A 17,287-nucleotide genomic window follows, 5' to 3' on the forward strand; every position below is an offset into this window, starting at 1 on the left:
CGCTGATGGTGTCAAATATCCGTTTCGCCCGCGAATCGCGGACGGCATGTGGGCCAGTGCCGGCGGTGAGCACGGCGATCACGGCGAGGCCGGGGCCGGGGCCGGGGCCGGGGCCGGGGCCTACGACACCAGGTCGTCCGGGTCCGCGCGCTCCAGCGCGGGCCGCAGCCCCGGCTCGGACTCGGTCAGCAGGAAGTCCGCGACCGCCGTGTCCGTCACCAGGCTGGTGACCAGCCCGGAGCGCAGGACCGCCCCGATCGCCGAGGCCTTGCGCAGCCCGCCCGCGATCGCCACGACCTCCGGGATCCGCCGCAGCCGGTCCGCCTCGACGGTGATGCAGCGTTCGCCGAGGTCCCGGCCGACCCGGCGGCCCTCGGAGTCGAAGAGGTGCGCGGACATCTCGGCGGCCACGCCGAGGGAGGCGTAGTGCGCGCGCTCCTCGTCGGTCAGCATGTCGTGGACGGTCGAGATGCCCGGCTCCCACGACCCGATGGACACCGCGGCGACGGTCACCTTGTCGAAGTACTCGAAGGCGCGCGCGATCCCGGTCTGGCCGCGCAGCGCGGCGGCCGTCGCCGGATCGGGCAGCAGCATCGGCGCGTAGATCGGGTGCGCGTCCCCGCCCGAGACCTGGGCGGCGCGGCGCACCGCCTCGACGGATCCGCGCTCGGCCGTCCCCGCGTCGTACACACCGGTCAGCTGCACCACGGTGCACGGCGGCAGCCGGTGCAGCGAGGCGGCCATGTGGATGGTGGAGCGGCCCCACGCCAGGCCCAGCACATCGCCCTCGTTGACCAGCTCGCCGAGCAGGTCCGCCGCGACCGCGCCCAGGTTCTCCGGGTCGGGAGCGTCCTCGGTCGCGTCGGCCGGGGATTCCACGACGACCGCGTGCCGCAGGCCGTACCGGGCGCGCAGCGCGTCGGAGCGCTCCGCGTCCAGTTCGGCCGGCACCCGGATCTCGATGCGCACGAGGTCGCGTTCGAGCGCGGTCTCCAGGACCCGGGCCACCTTGAAGCGGCTCACGCCGAACTCCTCGGCGATCTGGATCTTGGACTTGCCCTCCAAGTAGAAGCGCCGGGCCATCGCCGCCGCCTGTACCAGCTCCGCGGGTCCCATCCGCAGGGCTGACCGTCCCGCCGACATTGCAGACACCGCGTTCTCCTCACTGCTGTTCACACTCTCGACTCGCCGTTCATCCTGTCAGATCCGGCGGCCGTTGATCAGCCTGGACAGCCAGCGTTCACCGAGCTGTTCACCAAGCCTTGGCTCAATGGCCGCAAGCCCAGGGCGCCGCGGAGATCGCCCGGTCGGCCTGCTCGCGCAAGGTGCGGACCGCGGCGGCCGGATCGACCGCTCCGTAGACCGCGCTGCCCGCCACGAACACGTCGGCGCCGGCCTCGGCGCAGCGCTCGATGGTCGAGGCCGACACCCCGCCGTCCACCTGCAGCCACAGCTCCAGGCCGTGCTTGGCGATCAGCTCCCGCGTGCGGCGGATCTTGGGCAGCATGATGTCCAGGAACGGCTGTCCGCCGAAGCCCGGTTCGACCGTCATGATCAAGAGCATGTCGAGCTCGGGGAGCAGGTCCTCGTACGGCTCGATGGGCGTCGCGGGCTTGAGCGCCATGGACGCGCGCGCCCCCTTGGCGCGGATCTCCCGGGCCAGACGTACGGGCGCCGCGGCCGCCTCCGCGTGGAACGTGACCGATCCCGCACCCGCCTCCACGTACTGGGGGGCCCAGCGGTCCGGGTCCTCGATCATGAGGTGGAGGTCCAGCGGGATGTCCGTGGCGCGGCTGAGCGACTCCACGACCGGGACACCGAGGGTGAGGTTCGGGACGAAATGGTTGTCCATGACGTCGACGTGCAGCCAGTCGGCGCCCTCGACGGCCTTCGCCTCTTCGGCGAGACGCGAGAAGTCCGCGGACAGGATGCTGGGATTGATCTGAACGGCCATGCCCCAAGCGTGCCATGCCCGCCGCCGCTTCCCGACCGGACCCCGGAAGTCGCCGCACACTCTTCAATGACGTAGCAACTCTTAAGTGATCATGGAGTACATTTCACTTGTGCTGAGAGATTGACGGCAGCAACCTTCTTCCATGACAGCGATACGCAGCCCGTGGGCCCGGATCGGCCTCCTCGCCCTCCTCTGGGGCTCCGCCTTCCTCTGGGTCCGCCTCTCCCTGGACCACGGCCTCACCCCGGCACAGATCACCGTCGTACGGTCCGCGCTCGGCGCGGCCGTCCTCCTCGGCCTGGCCCGGCTGACCGGTCGGCGGCTGCCGCGCGACCCCGGCACCTGGGCACGGCTGCTCGTCGCCGCCCTCTTCTGCAACACGCTGCCGTTCCTGCTCTTCGCCCTGGGCCAGCGGACCGTGGACTCCGGCATCGCGGGCGCGCTCAACGCCACCACACCGCTCTGGTCCCTCCTCATCGGCACCGCCCTCGGCAGCGACCGGCCGCTGCCCCGGACCCGGATCGCCGGACTGCTCCTCGGCTTCGCGGGCGTGACCCTGATCTTCGCGCCGTGGCGGGCCTCGGACGGGCTGCTCGGCTGGGACGCCCTCGCCCTGCTGGGCGCGGCCGCCAGCTACGCCGTCGCCTTCGCCTACATGGCCCGCACGCTCACCGGCCGGGGCACCGACCCGCTCGCCCTGTCGGCGGCCCAGCTCCTGACGGCGTCCGTACTGAGCCTCCTCGCGGTCCCGCTCACGGGTGGGTGGAGCGCCGCGCTGACCACCTCCGGCACCTCGCTCCCGGGCTGGGCGGCCGTGGCCGCCCTGGGCGTCCTGAGCACCGGCTTCACCTTCTACCTCAGCTACCGCCTCGTCGCCGACGAGGGCGCCACCAGCGCCGCCACCGTGGGCTACCTGCTCCCGGTCGTCTCGGTGGCCCTGGGCGCGGCCGTCCTCGGCGAACACGTCGGGCCGCGCGTCCTGGGCGGCATGGCGGTGGTACTGGCGGGGGTGGCGCTGACGCGGGTGGCGACGCGGCATAGTCGCACCGACCCGGCGGAAAACCGGCTCGCCGTGAAGCGATGAGTTTCGCCGGGCCCGGCGGTCTACAGGGGTACTGACCACGAGAAGGGTGCCGCAATGAGCTACGCAGAGGTCAACGGACAGTCGCTGTACTACGAAGAGCAGGGCTCCGGGGCGGGTGAGGCGTTGGTCCTGCTGCACGGAGGGCTCGGGTCCGGGGACATGTTCGCCCCGCTGCTCCCCTCCCTCACCCAGGACCGCACGGTCATCACGGTCGACCTGCAGGGGCACGGGCGGACGGCCGACGCGGACCGGCCGCTGCGGCCGGAGCTGCTCGCGGACGACGTCGTCGCGCTGATCAAGCACCTCGGTCTGGACCGTGCGGACGTCATGGGCTATTCCCTGGGCGCGGAAGTCGCGCTGTGGACCGCGATCCGCCACCCCGACGCCGTCCGTCGACTGGTGCTGGTCTCCGTCCCGTTCAGGCGGGACGGCTGGTTCCCCGAGGTGCTCGCGAGCATGGACCAGATGAGTGCGGCCGCCGCCGAGATGCTGAAGGGCTCCCCGCCCCACACCCACTACGCCGAGGTCGCTCCGCGCCCCGAGGACTGGCCGGTACTCGTCGGCAAGACGGCCGAACTGCTCCATGAGGACTTCGACTGGAGCGAGGAGGTGGCCGCCCTGACCCTGCCGGTCCTCCTCGTCTACGGCGACGCCGACTCCATCCGCCCCGCGCACGCCGCCGAGTTCTACGCCCTCCTCGGCGGCGGCCAGAAGGACGCCGGATGGGACAACGCCCACCGCCCGGCCTCCCGCCTCGCCGTTCTGGCGGGCGCCTCGCACTACGACATCCTGCAGTCCCCCGCCCTGCCCCCGACCGTCCTCCCCTTCCTCACCTCCACCCTCTGACGGCGGAGCGGGCCGGGGGCGGCGGTGCGGCCGCCGCTTCCGGCCACCCTGGCGAAAATGGCGGTTTCCCGTCTGCCCCGCGGCGGGTCACCGGCGCTTAATGGACGCTTAATGGTGCTCCGCACCGTGTGGACCGGGCGACCGTCACGGGGGAACAGATGGATTCCGCAGGGAACGTCGGGGCCCCGCCGCCCCCACCGGCCCCACCGGCCCCACCACATGCCCCGCCGCCCCAGGAGTCGACGACGTCCGGGGGGCGGCGCAGGCTGGTCCTGCGGGTCAGCGGCCGCATGCTGTGGGTGGGCTCGGCGGCCCTTCCGCTGCACAACATCACCCTCGTCGACGCCTTCAGGTTCAGGCCGTCGCGGTGGGATGCCTTCGTCAGCTCGCTCAAGTGGCTGTTCGGCGCCGTCCTCCTCCTCGCCGCGCTCGCCTACGTGCGCCAGGGCGACCTGATCACCGGAAGGAACAGTGCCACCCTGCTCCCGCTGGCCCTGATCAGCGTGGTCGTCCTCGCCCTCGCGGCCCTGTTCAGGGCATCGAAGCCGGTACTGGCCATCGAGACGGCCGGCGGCTCCATGATCATCGTGACCCTGCCGAACATGGACGAACTGCGGCACATCGCGGCGCAGATCGTCTACGCGATCGACCACCCGGAGGCCGAATTCACCGCGATCGTGCACCAGACGAACCACTACGCGCCCGTCGTCAACATGAACGGCGGCAGGGGAAACACGGGGATCCGGCTGTGAGCGAAGCGTCGAACTACTACGGCCCCGTGGTCAACATGAACGACGGCCACGACAACATCGGCATCAACTACGGCACCGTGGGCGGCGCCGCCCAGGAGGCCGAACTCCGGGCCGCCGTCGAGGAGCTCACCCGCCTCCTCGGAGAGCTGCGCCGCCACCTCACCCCGGAGCAGGACAGGACCGTCGAACAGGCCCTGCCCGAACTCACCCCGGACCGCGGAGCCCTGCGCGGGCGCGGCCTCGTCCTCGCACAGGTCGCCCAGATCGCGGCCACCGTCGGCACCCTGGGCCAACCCGTCGTGGACGCGGTGGGCCGACTCCTCGCGCTCCTCGGCTAACTCCTCGCGCTCCTCGGCTAGACGCGGCCAGACGGCCCAGGCCGCTACGCGGTGCGCCGCAGCAGCGCCAGGTACATCGCGTCCGTGCCGTGCAGGTGCGGCCACAGCTGGACGTCCGGGCCCTCGCCGAGGGCCGGGACGCCCTCCATGTACGGCCTGGCGTCGATCAGTTCGGCCGAGATCGGCGTGTGGCCCGCGCCCCGGCCCTTGAGGACGTCCTCCACCACGACCCGCGTCTCCGCGAGGTGCGGCGAGCAGGTCGCGTAGCCGACCACGCCGCCCACCCGCACCGCGGACAGCGCCTCGCGCAGCAGGCCGCGCTGGAGCGGGGCGAAGCCCTCCAGGTCTTCCGGACGGCGGCGCCAGCGCGCCTCCGGGCGGCGGCGCAGCGCGCCGAGGCCCGTGCACGGCACGTCCATCAGGACCCGGTCGAAAGAGCCCGGCAGCCACGGCGGGCGGGTGCCGTCCGCCGTGATCACCTGGTACGGGCCGGGGTTGCCCGCCAGGGCCTTCTCCACCAGGCGGGCCCGGTGCGGCTGCTTCTCCGAGGCCAGCAGGAAGGCGCCGCGCTCCGCGGCGAGCGCGGCGAGCAGCGCCGCCTTGCCGCCCGGACCGGCGCAGCCGTCCAGCCACCGGGCGTCGCGGCCCTCGACCGGTACGTTCGCCAGCGCCATGGCCACCAGCTGGCTGCCCTCGTCCTGGACGCCCGCGCGGCCGTCGCGGACCGCCTCCAGCGCCCCCGGCTCACCGCCCTCGGCCATCCGGACGGCGTACGGCGACCAGCGGCCCGGCAGCGCCGAGTCCTCGCCGACCGCCTCCAGCAGCTCCTGCGGAGTGGACCGGCCGGGCCGCGCGACGAGGGTGACCTCGGGGCGCTCGTTGTCGGCCTCGAGGAGGTCCTCGATACCGGCCCGGCCGCCGCCCAGGGAGTCCCACAGCGCGGAGACGACCCAGCGCGGGTGCGAGTGGACGATGGCGAGGTGGTCCTCGGCGTCCACGTCGTACGGCGGGGCGACCTGCTCCAGCCAGGCGTCCATGTCCTTCGCGGCGATCTTGCGCAGGACGGCGTTCACGAACTTGGCACGGCCGTCGCCCAGCACCACGCGGGCCAGCTCCACGCTCGCCGAGACGGCGGCGTGCGAGGGGATGCGGGTGCCGAGCAGCTGGTGCGCGCCGAGCGCGAGGACGTCCAGTACCGGCGGGTCGACCTCGCGCAGCGGCCGGTCGATGCACGCGCCGATGATGGCGTCGTACGTGCCCTGGCGGCGCAGCGTCCCGTAGACCAGCTCGGTCGCGAGCGCCGCGTCGCGCGCGTCGAAGCTCTCGTCCTTGCGGGCCTTGCGCAGCAGCGGCGGCAGCACCAGGTTCGCGTACGCGGCCCGCTCGTCCACCGCCCGCAGCGCCTCGAAGGCGAGGATCCGGACGGGGTCCTTCTTGGGCCGGCGGTACGGGTTGGCCTGCTTGCCGCCCGCGGCGGCGGGACGGCGGGGCTGTTCGCTCACGTGAAAGGTGCTCCGGAATTACGAGACGAGATGGAGGTGAGATCAAGCGGGTATCGGCTCAGCCGATGAGGCTCTGATACGCCAAAGCGACGAAGGGATGAAGCGATGACGGGACGAACCGATGAACTGTTGGACTGCCGAACTGCTGAACCGGTGAACCGGTGAACCGGTGAACCGGTGAAGCTACCGATCAGCCTACGTCGGCCCCGCCCAGCCGCTCGCCGGGAGCGATCCGCACGCCGCGCGCCCAGTCCGCCGCCTTCATCGGCTTCTTGCCCTGCGGCTGCACCCAGAGCAGCTCCACGGCGTGCGAGCCGGTCCCGACGTGGACGTTGTTCTTGGCGGGCGCCAGCTCGCCGGGCGTCAGGTCCGTGCGGTCGGGCACCAGGGCCATCGAGATCAGCTTGAGCCGCTCCCCGCGGAACACCGTCCACGCGCCCGGCGCGGGCGTGCAGCCGCGCACGACGCGGTCGGCGCGCAGCGCCGGGGCCGTCCAGTCCACCCGGGCGTCCTCGACCGAGATCTTGGGCGCGAGCGAGATGCCGTCGCGGTGCTGGTCGACGGCGCGCAGGGTGCCGTCCTCGATGCCGTCCATGGTGGCGGCGAGCAGACCGGCGCCGGCGAAGGCCAGGCGGGTCAGCAGGTCGCCGCTGGTGTCGGTGGGGCGGATCTCCTCGGTGAGGATGCCGTAGACCGGCCCGGAGTCCAGGCCTTCCTCGATCTGGAAGGTGGACGCGCCGGTGACCTCGTCCCCGGCCATGATCGAGTGCTGGACGGGCGCCGCTCCGCGCCAGGCGGGCAGCAGCGAGAAGTGCAGGTTGACCCACCCGTGGCGGGGGATCTCGATGGCGCTCTTGGGGATCAGGGCGCCGTAGGCGACGACCGGGCAGCAGTCCGGGCCGATCTCCCGGAGCCGGGCCTGGAACTCCTCGTCGCGCGGCCGGGCCGGCTTGAGCACCTCGATCCCGGCTTCCTCGGCACGTTCGGCCACCGGGCTCGCCACGAGTCGCCGACCGCGGCCCGCGGGCGCGTCCGGGCGGGTGATGACGGCGGCGACCTCATGGCGCCCGGAGGCGATCAGGGCGTCCAGGGCGGGTACGGCGACCTCGGGGGTGCCTGCGAAGACGAGCTTCACCGGTGTCTACCTCGCTATCTCGGCTGTCAGCAGCGCACCAGTCTATGGGTCGCCCGGGCGGCCCCCCACCGGCGGCCGCCCGCCCCCGGACCACCACCCACACGGGGGGCGTACGCACACGCGCGCGCCTCTCGCATATGCCGACACGCCCCCACAGCGTGACCAACGCGCCACGTGACGCGTTGGTCAAGAGAGATTGACCCGAAGCGGGCCGCGTGTGAACGGTGTGTGCGGCCCGATCCGCTCCTCAGCACCGGTTCGAGAGGCTTCTTCATGGCCGACCACGCCACCCACGACGCCCAAGCACGGGCCAGCCTGCACCTGCTGGTGCGGGACATCGAGCGGGTCCGCCGGCAGGTGGACGCACTGCGTACGCTCACCGCCCAGCTGGGCAACGTGTACCGACCGCGCCGCTCCGGCCCCTCCACGGGATTCGTCGTCTACGGGCGCGCGCCCGCCCCCACCGTGCGCCTGGCGCAGGAACTGCGGGACAGCGTCGAGACGCTGGTCACCGCCGCGGTGGACTTCGACCGCTCACTCGGTTTCTCGTGGGACGCGGTCGGCTCCGCCCTCGGGGTCACCAAGCAGGCCGTGCACCGGCGGTACGGGGCCCGGCGTGCGCAGGCCTCCGAGGCGGCGGAGCCGCTGGCCGAGGGCTCGACCACACGGACCCTGGGCATGCCGCCGATGTCCCCCATGCCCACCATTCCGGCGGCCCGCTCGGTCCCGCCGCAGCCGCAGCGCGAGGAATCCGCCGCCGCCGCCGCGGCCGCCTCCCTCCGCCCCCCGGCCTTCCCGGGCCCCCGCAACGGCTGACCCACCCCACCCGAGCCCCCAGCGGAAGCCACACCCAGCCCCGCCGCGTTTGAGGCGCCCCCGCAGCCGCCCACAGCCCCCGGCGGGGCCCTCAATCGCCGGGCAGGCTGAACCGCCACCACCCCCAGCCCCGCCGGCGATCGAGGCGCCCCCGGGGGGCCCACGCAGCCGCACACGGCCTCCGGCGGGCCCTCGAACGCCGGGCAGGCTGAACTAGCCCAGCCACCCCAGCCCCGCCGGCGATTGAGGCACCCCCGCAGGGCCCACGCAGCCGCAGACACACACGGCCGGACAGGCCGCCTCAGCCGATGTCCAGGGGGTCGATCCGCACCCGGATCGCATCCGCCGCCGCCACCCCCCGGGCAGTCCTCGCGGCCTGGGCCGCCTTGAGGGCCGCGGCGAGGGCGGCCCCACTCCCCGGCGGCACCCGCACCAGGGCCCGCTCCCCGGGCGAAGGCTCCCCCCGCCGCCCGTACACCGGTACCGGCCCCAGCACCTCCGCATCCTCCGGCAGCCCGGCCCCCGCCAGGAACGCCTCCAGCGCCTCCCGCCGCCCCGCCACGGCGGCCATCCGCGAGACCGGCGGGAACCCCAGCTCCGCCCGCTCGGCCAGCTCCCGTACCGCGTGCCCCACCGGATCCCACCGCACCAGCGCCTGCACCGGCCGCAGCGTCGGTTCGGCGACCACGACCACCTGGCCGTCCCCCCGCACCAGCGAGGCGGCGGCGATCCAGCGCCGCAGCGCCTCCTCCCCGGCCCGCAGGTCGGGCCGCGACAGCATGGCCCAGCCGTCGAGCAGCAGCCCCGCGGCGTACCCGGCGCCCTCGGCCACCGGCTCCGCGCCCGGCGTGCACACGATCAGCGCCGGCCGGTCGGGCACCGAATCCAGCACGTGGTCCCGCCCGGACGTCCGCACCGGCACCGCCGGAAAGGCCCGCCCCAGCTCCTCGGCGGTCCGCCGCGCGCCGACCACCTGGGCCCGCAGCCGTACGGACCCGCACTCCTCGCAGTGCCAGGACGGCTCCCCGCGCCCGCACCAGCCGCAGTGCAGCTCCCGCTCGTCGGGCGCCTCCAGCGGCCCGGCGCAGTGCCGGCAGCGGGCCGGGGTCCGGCACCGCTCGCACGCGAGCCGCGGTACGTACCCGCGCCGGGGCACCTGGACGAGGACCGGCCCGGTCTTGAGCCCCTCCCGTACGGTCTCCCAGGCCAGGCTGGGCAGCCGCGCGGCCCGCGCGGCCTCGTCCCGGGCCAGCAGTTCGTCGCCCACGGTCCGGATCCGGGGCGCGCATTCCCGTACCCGCTCCCGGTCGGCGGCCAGCGGCCGGGCCCAGCCGGACTCGACCAGCTGGGCGGCTTCGACGGTGCAGCTGGTGGAGCCGACGAGGAAGGCGCAGCCGTCGGTGACCGCGCGCAGCTCGAGCACTTCCCGCACGTGCGGGAAGGGGGCGTGGTCATCGCTGTGGCTGGAGTCGCCGTCGTCCCAGACGGCCACCAGGCCGAGATTCCGCACCGGCGCGAACATCGCGGCCCGGGTGCCGATCACCGCCCGGACCGAGCCGCGGTGGACGGCGAGCCACTGCCGGTAGCGCTTCTCGGGTCCGGATTCGGCGGTCAGCAGGGCGTGCCGTCCCGCGCCCAGCAGCGCGGTCAGCGCCGCGTCCACCCGGGAGGCGGTGCGCCCGTCGGGCAGGACGGCGAGGGCGCCGCGGCCGGAGGCGAGGGTGGCGGCCATCGCCCGGGCCAGCTCGTCGGCCCAGCCGGGCCCGGGCAGCGCCGTCCACACCGCGCGCGGGTCGCCGCCGCCCGCCAGGGCCCGCAGGAAGGCCGGCCCGGCCGGATAGCGCTCCCAGCCGCCGGGCTCGGGCGCGGCGGGCGCGGGCAGCGGCTCCGGCGAGGGCTTGGCCTCGGCGCGGGCGTTGCGCGGCGGGAGGGCGAGCTGGAGGACGTCCGCCAGGCTGCCGGCGTACCGGTCGGCGACGGCCCGCGCGAGGGCGAGCATGCGCGGCCCGAGGACGGCCTCGGGCGAGACGACCTGGGCGAGGGCGGCGAGCGGGCCGTTGTAGTCGGTGTCGGCGCGCCGCTCGACGATGAACCCGTCGATGAGGCCGCCGCCCTCGCGGCGGCCGCCGTGCACCTGGTGGGAGCCCGCGCCGAAGCGGACCCGGACCCGCACCCCGGGCTGCGCGGCCTCCGAGAGGTCCTCGGGGACGGCGTAGTCCCAGAGCTGGTCGAGGTGGAGCACACCCTTGTTGACGAGGATCCGCGCGACGGGCAGCTCCCGGGCCAGCGAGGCGCCGCGCCAGGTGCGGGGCTTGGCCTTGGGCGCCTTGGCCTTCGCCTCGGCGACCATCTCCCGCATCAGCGCGAGCTGTTCCGGCGCTCCGCCGGTCTCGGGTTCGGGTTCGTTCTGGCTGCTCACACCGGAATTCTCGCCCATGCCACCGACAGCCACGGTACGGACGGGCACGGTACGGACGGACGCGGCGCCCACGACGGCGAACGGCCCCGGACCGTGAGGTCCGGGGCCGTTCGCGGCGAACCGGTGGGGGCGGGCCCCCGGCGGACCGGCTTACAGACCGGCGGCGGCGCGCAGCGCGTCGACGCGGTCGGTGCGCTCCCAGGTGAAGTCCGGCAGCTCACGGCCGAAGTGGCCGTAGGCGGCGGTCTGGGCGTAGATCGGGCGCAGCAGGTCGAGGTCGCGGATGATCGCGGCCGGACGCAGGTCGAAGACCTGGGCGATCGCGTCCTCGATCTTCTGCACCTCGACCTTGGCGGTGCCGAAGGTCTCGACGAAGAGACCGACGGGCTCGGCCTTGCCGATCGCGTACGCGACCTGGACCTCGCAGCGCGAGGCCAGACCGGCGGCGACGACGTTCTTGGCGACCCAGCGCATGGCGTAGGCGGCCGAGCGGTCGACCTTGGACGGGTCCTTGCCGGAGAAGGCGCCGCCACCGTGGCGGGCCATGCCGCCGTAGGTGTCGATGATGATCTTGCGGCCGGTGAGGCCGGCGTCGCCCATCGGGCCGCCGATCTCGAAACGCCCGGTCGGGTTGACCAGCAGCCGGTAGCCCTCGGTGTCCAGCTTGATGCCGTCGTCCACGAGCTGCTTGAGGACGTACTCGACGACGAACTCGCGGATGTCGGGAGCGAGCAGCGAGTCGAGGTCGATGTCCGAGGCGTGCTGCGAGGACACGACGACCGTGTCGAGGCGGACGGCCTTGTCGCCGTCGTACTCGATGGTGACCTGGGTCTTGCCGTCGGGGCGCAGGTACGGGATGGTCCCGTTCTTGCGGACCTCGGACAGGCGGCGCGAGAGCTTGTGCGCGATGTGGATCGGCAGCGGCATCAGCTCGGGCGTCTCGTCGCACGCGTAACCGAACATCAGGCCCTGGTCGCCCGCGCCCTGCTTGTCCAGCTCGTCCTCGTCGCCCTCGACCCGGCTCTCGTACGCCGTGTCGACACCCTGCGCGATGTCCGGGGACTGCGCGCCGATGGACACCGAGACGCCGCAGGAGGCTCCGTCGAAGCCCTTCTTCGAGGAGTCGTAGCCGATCTCGAGGATCTTGTCGCGAACGAGCTGGGCGATCGGGGCGTAAGCCTTCGTCGTCACCTCGCCCGCGATGTGCACGAGACCGGTGGTGATCAGGGTCTCCACCGCGACGCGCGAGGTGGGGTCTTCCCTGAGCAGGGCGTCGAGGATGGTGTCGCTGATCTGGTCAGCGATCTTGTCGGGGTGGCCCTCGGTAACGGACTCCGAGGTGAAGAGGCGGCGGGACACATCGCTCCCTGGGGTTGCAGCGGCTGCTGGCTGATCAATTGGCGGAACACTACCGGGAGCTGCGCCTGGCCGTGTTCCTGGTGCAGTTTATCGGTCGCCACCGTTTGCCGGACCACCCGTCTCGCCTTGTGGGAGGCGTGTGACCTGCGGCACTGCATCTTGGACCCTATCTTGGCCCATCGAACAGCGGGTGAAAAGGTCCGACTTCTCAGGCGCGTCGGAGCGTGACGGGCGGTGCGAGCCGGGGCACCACCTGGTCCCAGATGACATCGGCGAGGGCTTCCTTGGGTCCATAGGGGACAGCCACATCCTCCCCATGAGAGGCAAGGATCACAGCCTCGTTCTCCTCGGAACCGAAGGTCTTGGTCTCGCCGACCTCATTGACGACGAGGAGGTCGCAGCCCTTGCGGAGCAGCTTCGCCCGCCCGTTGGCGAGTACGTCGTCGGTCTCGGCGGCGAACCCGACCACGATCTGGCCGGGCACGGAACGCTCGGCGGAAAGCTCCGCGAGTACGTCAGGATTGCGGACCAGGGCGACGGGCGCGGGCTCCTGCCCGTCCTGCTTCTTGATCTTGCCCTCGGCGTAGGCGGCGGGGCGGAAATCGGCCACGGCGGCGGCCATCACCACCGCGTCCGCGTCGGCGGCCGCCTTCAGGACGGCCTCCCGCAGCTGCAGGGCCGTCCCCACGCGCACGACGTCCACCCCGGCGGGGTCGGCGAGCGCCGCGTTGGCCGCGACCAGGGTGACCCGGGCGCCGCGCGCGACGGCCGTCCGGGCGAGGGCGTACCCCTGCTTGCCGGAGGAGCGGTTGCCGAGGAACCGGACCGGGTCCAGCGGCTCGCGCGTACCGCCCGCGCTGATGACCACGTGCCGACCGGCCAGGTCGGGCGCCTGCGCCCCGCCCGCGCGGCCGCGGCGCAGGACGTGCCGGCAGACCTCGAAGATCTCCTCGGGGTCGGGCAGCCGCCCCTTGCCGGTGTCCTTGCCGGTGAGCCGCCCGACGGCGGGCTCGATGACGACGGCGCCCCGGCGGCGCAGCGTGGCCACGTTCTCCTGGGTCGCGGGGTGCTCCCACATCTCGGTGTGCATGGCGGGCGCGAAGACCACCGGACAGCGGGCGGTGAGCAGGGTGTTCGTGAGCAGGTCGTCGGCGAGGCCGTGCGCGGCCTTGGCCAGCATGTCGGCCGTGGCCGGGGCGACCACGACGAGGTCGGCGCCCTGCCCGATCCGCACGTGGGGCACCTCGTGGACGCTCTCCCAGACCCGGGTGGAGGCGGGATTCCCGGACAGCGCGGCCCAGGTGGCCTCGCCCACGAAGTTCAGCGAGGCCTCGGTCGGCACCACGCGGACGTCGTGCCCGGACTCGGTCAGCCGGCGCAGCAGCTCGCAGGCCTTGTAGGCGGCGATCCCGCCGCTGACCCCGAGTACGACCTTCGGCTTGTCCACTGCTACTCCCACGGATCCATGAGACATGTCCGAGTCATGGCTCACACCACGACATGACACACCACAGGCCCGGCAGTCGGTCTACCGGGCCTGTGATGACAAAAATTAGGGTGTCGCGTTCCGCTTAGGTGGCCGGGGCCTCGATGGCCTCGGAGGTCAGCAGACCCGCGTTGATCTCGCGCAGCGCGATCGAAAGGGGCTTCTCGTGGACGTGGGTGTCCACCAGCGGCCCGACGTACTCGAGCAGGCCCTCACCGAGCTGCGAGTAGTACGCGTTGATCTGACGGGCACGCTTGGCCGCGTAGATCACGAGGCTGTACTTCGAGTCAGTGGCCTCGAGCAGCTCGTCGATCGGCGGGTTGATGATGCCCTCGGGCGCAGACATGGAAGAGGACACGCTCTACCTTCCGAAGATGGGTAATGATCAAACTAGGATCAAACAACTTCCATCAAGGCTAGCAGCTCACGGGCTACGTCCTCGACGGAGGTGTTGACAAGGGTGGTGTCGAACTCGGATTCCGCCGCGAGTTCGATCTTCGCGGCCGCCAGTCGGCGCTCGATGACCTCGGCCGACTCGGTCCCGCGACCGGTGAGCCGACGGACCAGCTCCTCCCAGCTGGGCGGAGCCAGGAAGACCAGCTGGGCCTCCGCCATCGACTCGCGGACGAGCCGGGCGCCCTGCAGGTCGATCTCCAGCAGTACCGGCTCGCCGTTGTCCAGGCGTTCCAGCACCGCGCCGCGCGGTGTGCCGTAGCGGTTGCCCGCGAACTCGGCCCACTCCAGCAGCTCGCCATTGGCGATCAGCTTGTCGAACTCGTCGTCGGTGACGAAGAAGTAGTGGACTCCGTGACGCTCACCGGGCCGCGGCTTGCGGGTGGTGGCCGAGACCGAGAGCCATACTTCGGGGTGAACCTTGCGCATATGCGCGACGACCGTGCTCTTACCGACCCCGGAGGGGCCGGAGAGCACGGTCAGACGCGGACGAACCTCTGCTGCCATAGAGCGATTATCCAGGCTCCCAGGCATGCCTGAGAACACCGGGAGAACTTCGGGTGACGCGTCAGGCGCCACTACCGCCGAACTCGCGCTCCAGGGAAGCGATCTGGTTGGAACCGAGACCTCGGACACGCCGGGACTCGGAAATGCCGAGGCGCTCCATGAGCTGCTTGGCGCGGACCTTGCCCACGCCGGGCAGAGACTCCAGGAGAGCGGACACCTTCATCTTGCCGATGACGTCGTTCTCCTGTCCCTGCTTGATGACTTCGTGCAGGGAGGCACCGGAGTGCTTGAGTCGATTCTTCACCTCGGCCCGCTCCCGGCGAGCCGCGGCGGCCTTTTCGAGCGCGGCTGCGCGCTGTTCAGGGGTAAGGGGCGGAAGAGCCACGCCTACGTCACCTCGGATGTCGAACTGTCGGATACGGACCGGTGGGGAACACAAGGCACCTCACCAGGCGAGCCCCACGAACGACGGTCCCGCAGGTCCGCCGTTCGTTCACTCTGGTCGGAGACTAGCGGCCAAGGCCGCTCCAGTCAGCGAGAACGGACGAAAAGTCCTGGTCAGCCTCCACTGAACCGTACATCACGGACAAAGTACCCCTGTTTTGTCCGGCGAAGGCCGTACGAATTCGTCAGGTGGTGCGATGAACGGGTCCGCGGCCGGGCGATCAGGCCGAGGCGACCGCCTTGCGGATCTCGTCCGCGAAGGTCAGGGCCGAGGCGCGCAGCGCGGCGGCGTCCGGGCCGTGGCGCAGCACCCCGCGCGAGACGTTCGGTACGACGTTGCGCACGGCCGCGCCGAAGACGGCCGGGAGGTCGGCGGCGCTCGCTCCCTGCGCGCCGATGCCCGGGGCCAGCAGCGGGCCGTTGATGTCGAGGTCGAAGGAGGACAGGTCCCCGAGGGTGGCGCCCACGACGGCCCCGAAGGAGCCCATCGGGTCGGCGCCCGCGTTCTCCGCGGCCAGGTGCGCCAGCATCGTCGCCCCGATGGTCCGGCCGTCCTCGCGCACCGCCCGCTGGACCTCCGCGCCCTCGGGGTTGGAGGTGAGGGCCAGCACGAAGAGGCCCGCGCCCGACTCCCGCGCCAGGTCCACGGCCGGCGCGAGCGAGCCGTAGCCGAGGTACGGGGAGACGGTCAGCGCGTCGGAGAAGAGCGGCGAGGCCGGGTCCAGGAAGGTCTGGGCGTACGCGGCCATCGTCGAGCCGATGTCCCCGCGCTTGGCGTCCATGACCACGAGGGTGCCCGCGGCGCGGGCGTCCGCGACGGTCCGCTCCAGCACCGCGATGCCCCGGGAGCCGAAGCGCTCGAAGAAGGCGGCCTGCGGCTTGAAGACGGCCACCTGGTCGGCCAGGGCCTCCACGACGGTCCGCGAGAACCGCTCCAGGCCCGCGATGTCGTCGTTCAGGCCCCAGGAGGCCAGCAGGGCCGCGTGCGGGTCGATGCCGACGCACAGCGGGCCGCGGGAGTCCATCGCCTCGCGCAGACGGGTACCGAAGGGGGTCACGGTCGGGCTCGCGGTCACTTGGCGGCCTTTCGGGTCTCGGCGCCGACGGCCTCGGCGAGGGTGGCGTACGGGCTGTTGGCGAGGCGCGCGGCCAGGCCCTTGTGGAGGGCGCGGGCGTAGAACGGGCCCTCGTAGATGAAGGCGCTGTAGCCCTGCACCAGCGTCGCGCCCGCCAGGATCCGCTGCCAGGCGTCCTCGGCGTTCTCGATGCCCCCGACGCCCACGAGGACGATCCGGTCCCCCACACGGGCGTACAGGCGGCGCAGGACTTCCAGGGAGCGGGCCTTGACCGGGGCTCCGGACAGGCCGCCGGTCTCCTTGACCAGTTCGGGCGCGGACTTCAGGCCGAGGCCCTCGCGCGCGATCGTGGTGTTGGTGGCGATGATCCCGTCCAGGCCGAGCTCCAGCGCCAGGTCGGCGACCGCGTCCACGTCCTCGTCGGCGAGGTCGGGGGCGATCTTGACGAGCAGCGGGACGCGGCGGCCGGTCACCGTGCGGTCGGCGGCCTCCCGTACGGCCGTCAGCAGCGGGCGCAGCGACTCCGTCGCCTGGAGGTTGCGCAGGCCCGGGGTGTTCGGCGAGGAGACGTTGACGACCAGGTAGTCGGCGTGGCGGGCGAGGCGCTCGGTGGAGGCGACGTAGTCCGCCACGGCCTCCTCCTCGGGCACGACCTTCGTCTTGCCGATGTTGACGCCGACGACCGTCCTGAAGACCGGCCGACGGGTCGCGAGGCGTTCGGCGACGGCCGCCGAGCCCTCGTTGTTGAAGCCCATGCGGTTGATCAGCGCCCGGTCGGGGACCAGCCTGAACAGCCGCTTCTTGGGGTTGCCGGGCTGCGGCTCGGCGGTGACCGTGCCGATCTCGATGTGGTCGAAGCCGAGCATCGACATGCCGTCGATGGCCACGGCGTTCTTGTCGAAGCCCGCCGCGAGGCCGAAGGGGCCGTGCATCCGCAGGCCGAGGGCCTCGGTGCGCAGCTCCTTGTAGCGGGGGGCGAGGGCGGCCGCGACGAAGGTGCGCAGGCCCGGCGTGCGGGCGGCGAGGCGGATCCACCGGAAGGCCAGGTAGTGCGCCTGCTCGGGGTCCATCCGCTTGAAGACCAGGTTGAAGAAGAGTTTGTACATGGGCTGAGGA

General features: G+C 72.6%; 17 protein-coding genes. 5 read left to right on the forward strand and 12 right to left on the reverse strand.

The features are described 5' to 3' along the window. Positions 1 to 120 precede the first annotated feature (120 nt). Both ABT084_RS13290 and rpe read right to left on the reverse strand, forming a co-directional pair. A complete protein-coding gene (locus ABT084_RS13290; protein WP_502968927.1) occupies positions 121 to 1,143 on the reverse strand; it encodes a sugar-binding transcriptional regulator in 1,023 nt (340 codons plus the stop codon). A 124-nt stretch (positions 1,144 to 1,267) separates the two neighbouring features. Continuing rightward, positions 1,268 to 1,954: a ribulose-phosphate 3-epimerase gene (rpe, locus tag ABT084_RS13295; RefSeq protein ID WP_351042032.1), complete on the reverse strand. Its 687-nt coding sequence runs from the start codon at positions 1,952 to 1,954 to the stop codon at positions 1,268 to 1,270. A gap of 142 nt (positions 1,955 to 2,096) precedes the next feature. On the opposite strand from rpe, the gene ABT084_RS13300 reads away from it, so the two are divergent. From ABT084_RS13300 to ABT084_RS13315, 4 genes are all read left to right on the forward strand, one after another. Continuing rightward, positions 2,097 to 3,038 carry a DMT family transporter gene (locus tag ABT084_RS13300; RefSeq protein ID WP_351042035.1) on the forward strand — a complete coding sequence of 314 codons (942 nt, stop codon included), beginning with the start codon at positions 2,097 to 2,099 and terminating at the stop codon, positions 3,036 to 3,038. Between the two features lie 54 nt (positions 3,039 to 3,092). Continuing rightward, the gene (locus ABT084_RS13305) at positions 3,093 to 3,884 is read left to right on the forward strand and encodes an alpha/beta fold hydrolase (RefSeq protein ID WP_351042037.1); all 792 of its coding nucleotides are present in this window, start codon (positions 3,093 to 3,095) and stop codon (positions 3,882 to 3,884) included. A gap of 158 nt (positions 3,885 to 4,042) precedes the next feature. After that, on the forward strand, positions 4,043 to 4,636 hold the full coding sequence (locus tag ABT084_RS13310) for a DUF6232 family protein (RefSeq protein ID WP_351042040.1): 594 nt from the start codon (positions 4,043 to 4,045) through the stop codon (positions 4,634 to 4,636). Next, positions 4,633 to 4,974, forward strand: a complete 342-nt coding sequence (locus ABT084_RS13315) for a YdbT family protein (protein ID WP_351042043.1) — start codon at positions 4,633 to 4,635, stop codon at positions 4,972 to 4,974. Before ABT084_RS13310 ends, ABT084_RS13315 begins: the two co-directional genes overlap by 4 nt. Before the next feature lie 44 nt (positions 4,975 to 5,018). On the opposite strand, the gene ABT084_RS13320 is transcribed toward ABT084_RS13315, so the two are convergent. Beyond that, positions 5,019 to 6,476 carry an RsmB/NOP family class I SAM-dependent RNA methyltransferase gene (locus tag ABT084_RS13320; protein ID WP_351042046.1) on the reverse strand — a complete coding sequence of 486 codons (1,458 nt, stop codon included), beginning with the start codon at positions 6,474 to 6,476 and terminating at the stop codon, positions 5,019 to 5,021. 190 nt (positions 6,477 to 6,666) lie between these two features. Further along, a complete protein-coding gene (fmt, locus tag ABT084_RS13325) occupies positions 6,667 to 7,611 on the reverse strand; it encodes a methionyl-tRNA formyltransferase (RefSeq protein WP_351042049.1) in 945 nt (314 codons plus the stop codon). A gap of 273 nt (positions 7,612 to 7,884) precedes the next feature. Between fmt and ABT084_RS13330 the strand changes: the two genes are divergently transcribed. Then, complete coding sequence (locus ABT084_RS13330) at positions 7,885 to 8,427, forward strand: hypothetical protein (protein ID WP_351042052.1); 543 nt, start codon at positions 7,885 to 7,887, stop codon at positions 8,425 to 8,427. 301 nt (positions 8,428 to 8,728) lie between these two features. Here ABT084_RS13330 and ABT084_RS13335 read toward each other — a convergent pair whose 3' ends face one another. The 8 genes from ABT084_RS13335 to ABT084_RS13370 all read right to left on the reverse strand — a co-directional run bounded on the left by ABT084_RS13335 (position 8,729) and on the right by ABT084_RS13370 (position 17,277). After that, positions 8,729 to 10,846, reverse strand: a complete 2,118-nt coding sequence (locus tag ABT084_RS13335; protein WP_502968923.1) for a primosomal protein N' — start codon at positions 10,844 to 10,846, stop codon at positions 8,729 to 8,731. Positions 10,847 to 10,996: 150 nt separating this feature from the next. Further along, a complete protein-coding gene (gene metK / locus ABT084_RS13340; protein WP_351042058.1) occupies positions 10,997 to 12,205 on the reverse strand; it encodes a methionine adenosyltransferase in 1,209 nt (402 codons plus the stop codon). 208 nt (positions 12,206 to 12,413) lie between these two features. Further along, the gene (gene coaBC / locus ABT084_RS13345; protein WP_502968924.1) at positions 12,414 to 13,679 is read right to left on the reverse strand and encodes a bifunctional phosphopantothenoylcysteine decarboxylase/phosphopantothenate--cysteine ligase CoaBC; all 1,266 of its coding nucleotides are present in this window, start codon (positions 13,677 to 13,679) and stop codon (positions 12,414 to 12,416) included. A 97-nt stretch (positions 13,680 to 13,776) separates the two neighbouring features. Continuing rightward, positions 13,777 to 14,049, reverse strand: a complete 273-nt coding sequence (gene rpoZ / locus ABT084_RS13350) for a DNA-directed RNA polymerase subunit omega (protein WP_283451425.1) — start codon at positions 14,047 to 14,049, stop codon at positions 13,777 to 13,779. A gap of 38 nt (positions 14,050 to 14,087) precedes the next feature. Then, a complete protein-coding gene (gene gmk, locus ABT084_RS13355; RefSeq protein WP_351042061.1) occupies positions 14,088 to 14,651 on the reverse strand; it encodes a guanylate kinase in 564 nt (187 codons plus the stop codon). A gap of 61 nt (positions 14,652 to 14,712) precedes the next feature. Further along, entirely contained in the window at positions 14,713 to 15,036 is a 324-nt protein-coding gene (locus tag ABT084_RS13360; protein WP_330329439.1) for an integration host factor, read from the reverse strand. A gap of 280 nt (positions 15,037 to 15,316) precedes the next feature. Next, positions 15,317 to 16,171 carry an orotidine-5'-phosphate decarboxylase gene (pyrF, locus tag ABT084_RS13365; RefSeq protein WP_351042064.1) on the reverse strand — a complete coding sequence of 285 codons (855 nt, stop codon included), beginning with the start codon at positions 16,169 to 16,171 and terminating at the stop codon, positions 15,317 to 15,319. Next, positions 16,168 to 17,277 (reverse strand): quinone-dependent dihydroorotate dehydrogenase, encoded by a 1,110-nt coding sequence (locus ABT084_RS13370; RefSeq protein WP_351042067.1) that lies wholly within the window; start codon positions 17,275 to 17,277, stop codon positions 16,168 to 16,170. The genes pyrF and ABT084_RS13370 overlap by 4 nt, the downstream gene beginning before the upstream one ends. Positions 17,278 to 17,287: the final 10 nt, after the last annotated feature.

The sequence above is a fragment of the Streptomyces sp. NPDC002138 genome (assembly GCF_040296485.1).
Taxonomy (GTDB): Bacteria; Actinomycetota; Actinomycetes; order Streptomycetales; family Streptomycetaceae; genus Streptomyces.